General features: G+C 40.9%; 8 protein-coding genes and 2 pseudogenes. 7 read left to right on the top strand and 3 right to left on the bottom strand.

Going from position 1 to position 7,536, the window contains the following annotated elements; translation table 11 throughout:
* Positions 1-276: 276 nt before the first annotated feature.
* Positions 277-642, bottom strand: coding sequence for a rubredoxin-like domain-containing protein (locus VXK47_RS12605; RefSeq protein ID WP_435549137.1), 366 nt, complete (start codon positions 640-642; stop codon positions 277-279).
* A gap of 1,056 nt (positions 643-1,698) precedes the next feature.
* Between VXK47_RS12605 and VXK47_RS12600 the strand changes: the two genes are divergently transcribed.
* Positions 1,699-2,994 (top strand): putative porin, encoded by a 1,296-nt coding sequence (locus VXK47_RS12600; protein ID WP_435549136.1) that lies wholly within the window; start codon positions 1,699-1,701, stop codon positions 2,992-2,994.
* A 163-nt stretch (positions 2,995-3,157) separates the two neighbouring features.
* Here the strand turns inward: VXK47_RS12600 and VXK47_RS12595 are convergent, their stop codons facing one another.
* Entirely contained in the window at positions 3,158-4,009 is an 852-nt protein-coding gene (locus tag VXK47_RS12595) for an Mrp/NBP35 family ATP-binding protein (RefSeq protein ID WP_435549135.1), read from the bottom strand.
* Positions 4,010-4,236: 227 nt separating this feature from the next.
* Between VXK47_RS12595 and VXK47_RS12590 the strand changes: the two genes are divergently transcribed.
* The 6 genes and pseudogenes from VXK47_RS12590 (at position 4,237) to istB (ending at position 7,237) form a co-directional block, all read left to right on the top strand.
* Positions 4,237-4,416 (top strand): TetR/AcrR family transcriptional regulator, encoded by a 180-nt coding sequence (locus tag VXK47_RS12590; protein ID WP_435549134.1) that lies wholly within the window; start codon positions 4,237-4,239, stop codon positions 4,414-4,416.
* Between the two features lie 152 nt (positions 4,417-4,568).
* Positions 4,569-5,105 carry a hypothetical protein gene (locus tag VXK47_RS12585; protein ID WP_435549133.1) on the top strand — a complete coding sequence of 179 codons (537 nt, stop codon included), beginning with the start codon at positions 4,569-4,571 and terminating at the stop codon, positions 5,103-5,105.
* On the top strand, positions 5,056-5,439 hold the full coding sequence (locus tag VXK47_RS12580; protein ID WP_435549132.1) for a hypothetical protein: 384 nt from the start codon (positions 5,056-5,058) through the stop codon (positions 5,437-5,439). Before VXK47_RS12585 ends, VXK47_RS12580 begins: the two co-directional genes overlap by 50 nt.
* Positions 5,432-5,641, top strand: a complete 210-nt coding sequence (locus tag VXK47_RS12575; protein WP_435549131.1) for a hypothetical protein — start codon at positions 5,432-5,434, stop codon at positions 5,639-5,641. Before VXK47_RS12580 ends, VXK47_RS12575 begins: the two co-directional genes overlap by 8 nt.
* Complete coding sequence (locus VXK47_RS12570) at positions 5,634-6,512, top strand: Mu transposase domain-containing protein (RefSeq protein WP_435549130.1); 879 nt, start codon at positions 5,634-5,636, stop codon at positions 6,510-6,512. The genes VXK47_RS12575 and VXK47_RS12570 overlap by 8 nt, the downstream gene beginning before the upstream one ends.
* Positions 6,496-7,237, top strand: a pseudogene (gene istB / locus VXK47_RS12565) (IS21-like element helper ATPase IstB). Before VXK47_RS12570 ends, istB begins: the two are co-directional and overlap by 17 nt.
* Before the next feature lie 103 nt (positions 7,238-7,340).
* On the opposite strand, the pseudogene VXK47_RS12560 reads toward istB, so the two are convergent.
* Positions 7,341-7,536 (bottom strand): annotated as a pseudogene (locus VXK47_RS12560) (ISAzo13-like element transposase-related protein); the annotation flags it as partial.

Raw genomic sequence — 7,536 nt, 5'->3', positions numbered from 1 at the left:
TATAGCTACTTTTGCCTTAAATGCTGCTCCATGATTTCTTCTTAATGTCTTCATTTACCTGCTGCTCCTTTCTGTAATTGTAAGTCAATTTAGAGCAGTTTTACCACTTAAGCAACTGTGCAGTTTTTCCGGGCCACCGCTGGTTTCTGCTGGATTTCCTTGAAAATGCTCACAACCTCTGGTACACTAATTTCCACTTTCATGGGTGCTTCTCCTTTTTTTTGGTGTTTTTGCCTAAAACCCTTTTAAAGGAAAAGCGCCCTTTTTTATACCCTTTTAAAATTTACACAAAATATTATACACTACCGCCGCCTGTCCCAGGTTATAAAAATCAAATACGGTGGCGATAAAAACGAACAATACCGCAGCCGGTAATACACCGTTGGGAAAATGAACGGAAATTGGATGGGCATGATGTTTAACCATCAGGTTTCCGATTTTGTCATATATACCCTTGTTAGCTGAGGTGGATGCATTCTGCTTTTTTGTATCGCCTTGTTCGGATGCGGTTGAATTAACCGGCTCTTCCTCATCGGTAATCTCAATAAATTTGCTGCGATCCGCCCCACAAACCGGACATTTTTCCGGCGGCTCATCGCCGGTATGAATATATCCGCACACTGTACATTTCCATTTCCGCATGGCCATTCTCCTCAAGCAAACTAATCTGAATTTATTATCACCTGATACCGGAAAAAACCCGGATCGGGTCTGGCAGATAGATATTTGATAATATCATAAATATGAATTATCAAGTTATGATACCTTTTGTACCATAATCTACCGATGAGATACAGTGTATTTTAACAACTTCTTCAAACAAGTGCTTCCGGATTTATTTTTTAAAATGCGGCCCTTGCTTCTTCGGGCTTTACGAAGTCCTGCCGTATACTGCAATTTTTGCTGATAAATCTACAACTCATATATTATATCTATTAACAATGTGATGTTATATTGAAATTATTTATTGGACTGACAATATGTTTCCATGTATGCACGATTGGTATTTTTACACATTATACAATCTCTTACTTTTAGAATTCAGGGAGGTATAATCATTTTCTGCCGGGATATTAAGCTTAAGCCATGAAGGCTTTGCAAACACTCTATAAAAGTAAGAGTAAGTATGAAATCTATTAGTGTAGTGTACTTATTTTTTCTTGATTTCCTTGTACCATTTTTGACATATGCTTGATTATAATTAAAAAAAGGATTTTAACAAAACAATTACAAAGGAGAAATTTTCATATTCTTATAAACCGCAACAAAACTTTGGTTTCAATGATGGAGCATTAAAATATGACGGACTTTTTTACAAAGGCGTCACGCTTTATAATGCAGCTGTTTTACATCATGTAAATAATTCCGACATATATCTTATCTGCTTTCACCTGTTTCTCATAAATATGCTTGCCTGCTTACTTAATAATATATTTATATTTCAGGCTGTTATATTTTGATAATTATAGTATTTATGCTGGCATATCCTTTGCTGAACTCAAAAAGGCGGTTTAATAACTTTTCTATAATACAGTAGATATAAAAGTATGAATGTAAATTATGGCGGACAAGCGAATTTGGGGTTTTTGAGGATATGATTTATTGGTTAGGAAGAAGTATTCTTGTAATGGAAAAATATAAAGTTACAGGATGGGTTGAACAACGGTTAATTGAATAACAAAGGAGGAGTGAAGAAAAATGAAAAAGGTGTGTTTAATCGTATTAGCTTCAATTGCTTTATCAGTTTTTGCAATCGGCCCGTCATGGGCAGGCAGTGTTGATAAGCTGATAGACAAACTGGTTGAGAAAAAAATTCTGACCAAATCAGAAGCCACGGAACTTATAACTGAAATGCAGGCGGAAGAAGCAAAAGAAGCAAAAGGAAAAAAGGAAGTTGCCGCTGCAGCAAAAGAAGCGCCAAAAACTTTTGAAATTCCAAAATGGGTGGAAAACACCAAATTAAAGGGAGATTTAAGAGTCCGATATGAAACCCAGGATACAAAAGGCGACACCAATCCGGACCGAAACAGGGAGCGTGTCAGGTTAAGACTTGGAGTTGAGACAAATATTAATGAACAATGGGTGGCTGGATTCGGATTTGCAACAGGTTCAGGCGATCCCCGTTCAGTCGATCAGACTTTTGAGGATACTTTCAGCACTAAAGAAATCCGGTTGGATTATGCTTATGCCCAATATACACCGGTTGCATGGGCAAGCATAATAGCAGGAAAATTTAAAAATCCGATATGGAAAACCGAACAGCTTTTGTGGGACAGTGATATTAATCCTGAAGGAATAGCTGCCAATATTAAATTCGAACCTGTAAAAAATGTTGAATTGTTTGCAAACATAGGCGGTTTCACACTTGAAGAGTTCAGCGATAAAGCTAATGATCCTTACCTGATAGCTCTACAGCCCGGTGTGAATTTTAAGCTGCCAGGCAGCATGTATCTTAAAGCTGCAGGAACATATTATAATTTCAACTATGTTGAAGGCAATAAGTGGAAGTCCGGTACCACTGCCACTTCCGGTAGTGGCACATGGGGAAGCGGTACAAATACCAATGTTGCAGGTGTTTACCAGTATGACTATGATTCCTTTGCCGGAGATATTGAATTTGGTATAACCAAGATACCCGGACCGGTTCCTTTTGCCGCAGTATATGGACAGTATATCCATTCCATGGATGCAAATGATAACAATGACGGCTGGCTGGCCGGTCTTAAATTCGGTGACAAAAGTATAAAAGATTTTGGCGACTGGCAGCTGTCATACAATTACAGACGTCTTGAAAAAGATGCATGGCCGGATTTTCTGCCTGAGAGCACTGCATATAATGGAAATACCAACATCAAGGGACATAAAGGCTTAGTTGGATTCGGAATATATAAGAACGTTTATTTATCTCTTACTTATTTCAACTTTGAACATATCCAGAAAACAGTAGATGATACTCAAACTGTTTTGCAGGCGGATTTGAATGTGAAGTTTTAAACTACTCAGGTTCACAGTTCAAGAGTTCACTGTTCAAGGTTAGAAAGTGATGGAAATTGAACATTTTGAAGATATTGAAGCTTGGCAACTTGCACATGAATTGACTCGAAAAGTGTACCGAAGGCAGGGCTAAGCAGGCCCTGCCTTTTTTATGATAGAGACTTTAACTGCCCGCAAGTTTTGCCATTTTATCCGCAATAGCATCAAATGCCTTTGCTACCGGAGAATCGGAGTAATTATTGATTAAAGATTCTCCCAGGTCCCCGCAGGACACCACGTTATGATCGAATGGAATTTTACCAAGAAAAACAATTCCTGCTTCATTTGCCGTTTTTTCTCCTCCGCCTGCTCCAAAAAGATCAACAGGCTTGTTGCAATGGGGGCAGGTAAAACTGCTCATGTTTTCTATAAGTCCAAATACATCCATCTTTACTGTTTTGCAGAAGCTGATAGATTTTCTAACATCTGCAAGAGATACTTCCTGTGGTGTTGTTACAATAATGGCTTTTGCATCTTTTATCGTTTGAGCAACTGTCAAAGGCTCATCCCCGGTACCGGGGGGGCTGTCTATAATCAAAAAATCCAGATCTCCCCAATCAACATCTCCTATAAATTGCTTGATCGCCGTATATTTGATGGGGCCGCGCCAAATAATCGCTTCATCTTTATTTTCAAAAAGTGCTTCAATAGATACAACGCTGAGTTTTTCAGAATACTTCATGGGTGCAAGTTTATTGTTCTTTCCGATATCGAGCATCCCCTTTAATCCAAGCATTCTGGGCACATCAGGACCGTGTAAATCCACATCCATCAATCCTACCTTAAAACCTTTATTTGAAAGGGCTATTGCAAGATTAACGGATGTGCTTGTTTTCCCGACTCCGCCTTTTCCGCTCATAATTATAAATTTATATTTTATCTTGTTTAAAGAATTTTCCACGGACAGATCCTGTGCGTCTTTTTTCATTTTCTGCTTTGCAGCATCGCAACCGCCGCCGCTATGAAGAATTTCCATTTGTTTTGCCTCCTAAAAACCATTAGTTATTAAAGTTTACAGCTTTATAAAAATATAGGTACCAATACAACCTGAGTTTCTTTTAATCAAGATTCAAATAATTAACGGCATCAAAAAAATCCCTCAATCGGAAAATATTTTATGTTGACAACGTGACATCTGATTCTATAATGTGACATCTTGTTTCAAATTTTTACCATCTACTATAAATAAAAGGAAATTATGCTATGAAAAACAATGTACTTCCAAGACGGGAAAGGGAAAAATTGCGTCAGCGTCATGACATAATCAAAGCGGCGCTCGATCTTTTTTCAGAGTTTGGATACCACAATGTTTCAATGCATAAAATTGCAAAGAAGGCTGAGTGTCAGGGCCGACTTAAAAACGTAATTAAATCCCCGTGTTGAAATTGTAATTTTCTTCAGTTTCTTTTTCTTCCAAAATAATAAATTTTTAGAACCCTTTTCTTCATTTTTCTTCCGGTTTTTTCTTCAATTTTTATCTTCACAAAACATACCCATTCATAAATAGTTGAACCTTCTTGGGAGGTGCTATTTGGATGGGAATTAAAAAAAAGATAAGGTGCCGTAACTGCAAGAGGTTATTTGCGCCCGATTACAGGAATCGCAACCGTCAAAAGTATTGTAAAAACCCTGAGTGCCGCAAACAGGCCAAGGCGGCCAGTCAGCAAAAATGGCTTCAACAACCACAGAACAAAAACTACTTTAAAGGTCTTTTGCATACCCGGCGGGTACAGGAATGGAGAAAGCAACATCCGGGCTATTTTCGACGAAAGCATTCTAATAGACAAGATGCGTTACAAGATCGCTTAAATGCGCAAGCTTCTGAAATAGATAGGGATAACAGCTATTTTACAAACAATGCGTTACAAGATTCCTTGATCATTCAACCAGCTGTTATTATAGGGTTAATTTCTCAATTTACCGGTTCTGTGTTACAAGATGACATAGCAAAGACTCTACGCCGTATGCAGCAATTGGGTCAGGATGTTTTGTCCTGTCAATTTAACGGAAAAGGAGAAAATTATGATTGTAAAGCATGTGATTTTACCGAACCGGTTGCGCAAAGTCCCTAGGAGCTTTGGCTGGATTGACCACAGATTGATAAGCGATAGGCATATTGAGCGGCTCTGTCATGGTTCGGCAGCCCTGTATTTATTCCTGGTATGTGCAGGCGATGAGAATGGACTTAGTTATTATGGTGACAAATCGATTATGGAAAAGCTTTCCATGGATGGCCGGACTTTGGATAAAGCCAGATCGGAACTTATCAGAGCCGGACTTGCCGCATGGCAAAAACCTGTTTATCAGGTACTTTGCCTTGAACCTGGCGGTAAAGACCGGGCAAGCGGATCGCCCACAGGTTTGGGAGATATTTTAAAAAAGGCCATGGAGGTGGGCCATGATTGATTACGAGACCTATGTTGTGATGGTTTTATGTCATAGCCGCATGATGTATGTGGAGTTTACGGTGCTGCAAACAATGGAACATTTTTTAGGCTGTCATCAAAACGCGTTTGAATTTTTTGATGCGGTTCCCAAAAAGATCATGGTGGACAATCTAAAATCTGCGGTATTTAAAGCGCACCATAGGCCGGGCGCCGGTGTTTAATCCCAGGTATCTTGATTTTGCCGGGTACTATAATTTTACCATCGCCCCTTGCAATGCAGGAAAGGGCAACGAGAAAGGGGTTGTGGAAAACGCCGTGGGATATATAAAAAAGAACCTTCTAAACGGCTTAACCATACCGGATTTTAATATCACAAAGCCAGTGGCGCAACACTGGCTGGATACGGTCGCCAATGAAAGAATGCACGGTGAGACCGGTCGAAAGCCTGTTGACATGTTTAATGAAGAGAAAGGCTTTTTACAGCCTTTGCCGCATGAGCCTTATGATATCGGCCAAGTCAAGCCGATGCGGGCGTCACGGCAGTTCAGGATCACCATAGACGCCAACCATTACAGTGTTCCAGCCCAATTGGCAGGGGTGAGATTGACGGTTAAATTATATCCGGACAGGATTTGTTTTTATCACGGCAACAACCTTGTAGCCCGGCATGTAAGAAGCTATGACCGCCGGAAAGACTTTGAGCATCCGGATCATCCCAAAGCGCTTTTGCAACAACGCAAAAAAGCACGCGGCCAGAAAGTATTTATGCGGTTTTTATCTTTGTCGGACAAAGCCCGGCAATACTACCGGCAATTGGAACAGCGCCGCATGAATCCGCTGCATCACATTCGTCAAATCGTTGCGTTAAGCGAAATTTACGGAGAGCAGCAGGTTAAAACAGCTATTGAAGATGCTTTCTCATTTGCCGCCTTTTCCTGCGAGTACATTGCCAATCTGCTGGAACAGCGGGCGCGTCCTGTCAGAGAGCCCGGTGCGCTTCACTTGACCCGAAACAGTGATCTTTTGGATTTAACTATAGATCGCCCGGATCTTTTTATTTACGATATCAACGGAGATGATGAACATGGATGATTTAATTAAACACTTATCCTACCTGAAACTGCCTTATATCCGGGAGCATCATGAAAATGTTGCGCAATCGGCTGCCCGCAAACAATGGACACATGTCCAGTATTTGTCGGAATTGATTAAACAGGAACCGAATTTACGCCAGGACCGTACAATCCAGCGCCGTATCCGTATGGCCCGGTTCCCTGTGGTTAAAACATTAGATCAGTTCGACTGGTCCTGGCCCAAAAAAATCAACCAGGCCCAAATCCAAAATCTGTTTAGGTTAAAGTTCATTGAAGATAAAAGTAATGTGATCTTTATCGGAGGAGTCGGATTGGGAAAACCATCTGGCCTCCGCCTTGGGGTATCAGACCTGTCTTAAAGGCCATACCGTGTTGTTTGCCTCTGCCATTGATACCATCAACCATCTGGTCCCGGCTCAGAATAGCGGACGTCTGAAACAGGAACTGAAAAAATATCTAAACCCAGCATTGGTTATCCTGGATGAACTGGGTTACTTGCCCATCGATAAAAACGGGGCGGATTTGCTCTTCCAGATCATCAGCCAGCGATATGAACAAGGTTCCCTTGTGATCACAACCAACCGTGTGTTTAAGGAATGGCCTGAAATCTTCAATAATGACAGCACGCTGACATCGGCGCTGCTTGACCGGTTGCTCCACCATACCGAGGCTGTGGTTATTGAAGGAAAAAGTTATCGCATGAAAGAGGTTGCTGAAAAATAATATAAAGCCGGTCGGGAGGGCTAATCTTCTACCCGGCCGGCCTTTATTTGACATGCATTTTTAAACCGGAAGTTTTATAACATTTTCGCGCCGGTGCTGACATATCACGGTCGGGATGCGATGAACCTTCTTTGGTTTTACGATTTGCCTGAAGGCTATAACCTAATTCATCCAATAGATCACAAACCGTCCTCTGGCTTACCGGGTGACCTCTTGCTGTCAGTTCCTCGGCAAGTTTCGTCGTGCTCTTGCATGTCCAGCGAAGGGGCGTCTCAGGATCTCCACGAGTGGCAGGCTCT

The organism is Desulfobacterium sp. N47 (genome assembly GCF_051233685.1).
In the GTDB taxonomy this organism is placed as follows: domain Bacteria; phylum Desulfobacterota; class Desulfobacteria; order Desulfobacterales; family RPRI01; genus RPRI01.
Note: the sequence above shows the minus strand (reverse complement) of the source record. Positions and strands in the feature narration are given on the sequence as shown.

What these genes read in the sequence shown, in the direction of transcription:
- VXK47_RS12605 (WP_435549137.1), bottom strand. Translation starts at nt 642, where the DNA reads ATGCGGAAATGGAAATGTACAGTGTGCGGATATATTCATACCGGCGAT.
- VXK47_RS12600 (WP_435549136.1), top strand. Translation starts at nt 1,699, where the DNA reads ATGAAAAAGGTGTGTTTAATCGTATTAGCTTCAATTGCTTTATCAGTT.
- VXK47_RS12595 (WP_435549135.1), bottom strand. Translation starts at nt 4,009, where the DNA reads ATGGAAATTCTTCATAGCGGCGGCGGTTGCGATGCTGCAAAGCAGAAA.
- VXK47_RS12590 (WP_435549134.1), top strand. Translation starts at nt 4,237, where the DNA reads ATGAAAAACAATGTACTTCCAAGACGGGAAAGGGAAAAATTGCGTCAG.
- VXK47_RS12585 (WP_435549133.1), top strand. Translation starts at nt 4,569, where the DNA reads ATGGGAATTAAAAAAAAGATAAGGTGCCGTAACTGCAAGAGGTTATTT.
- VXK47_RS12580 (WP_435549132.1), top strand. Translation starts at nt 5,056, where the DNA reads ATGATTGTAAAGCATGTGATTTTACCGAACCGGTTGCGCAAAGTCCCT.
- VXK47_RS12575 (WP_435549131.1), top strand. Translation starts at nt 5,432, where the DNA reads ATGATTGATTACGAGACCTATGTTGTGATGGTTTTATGTCATAGCCGC.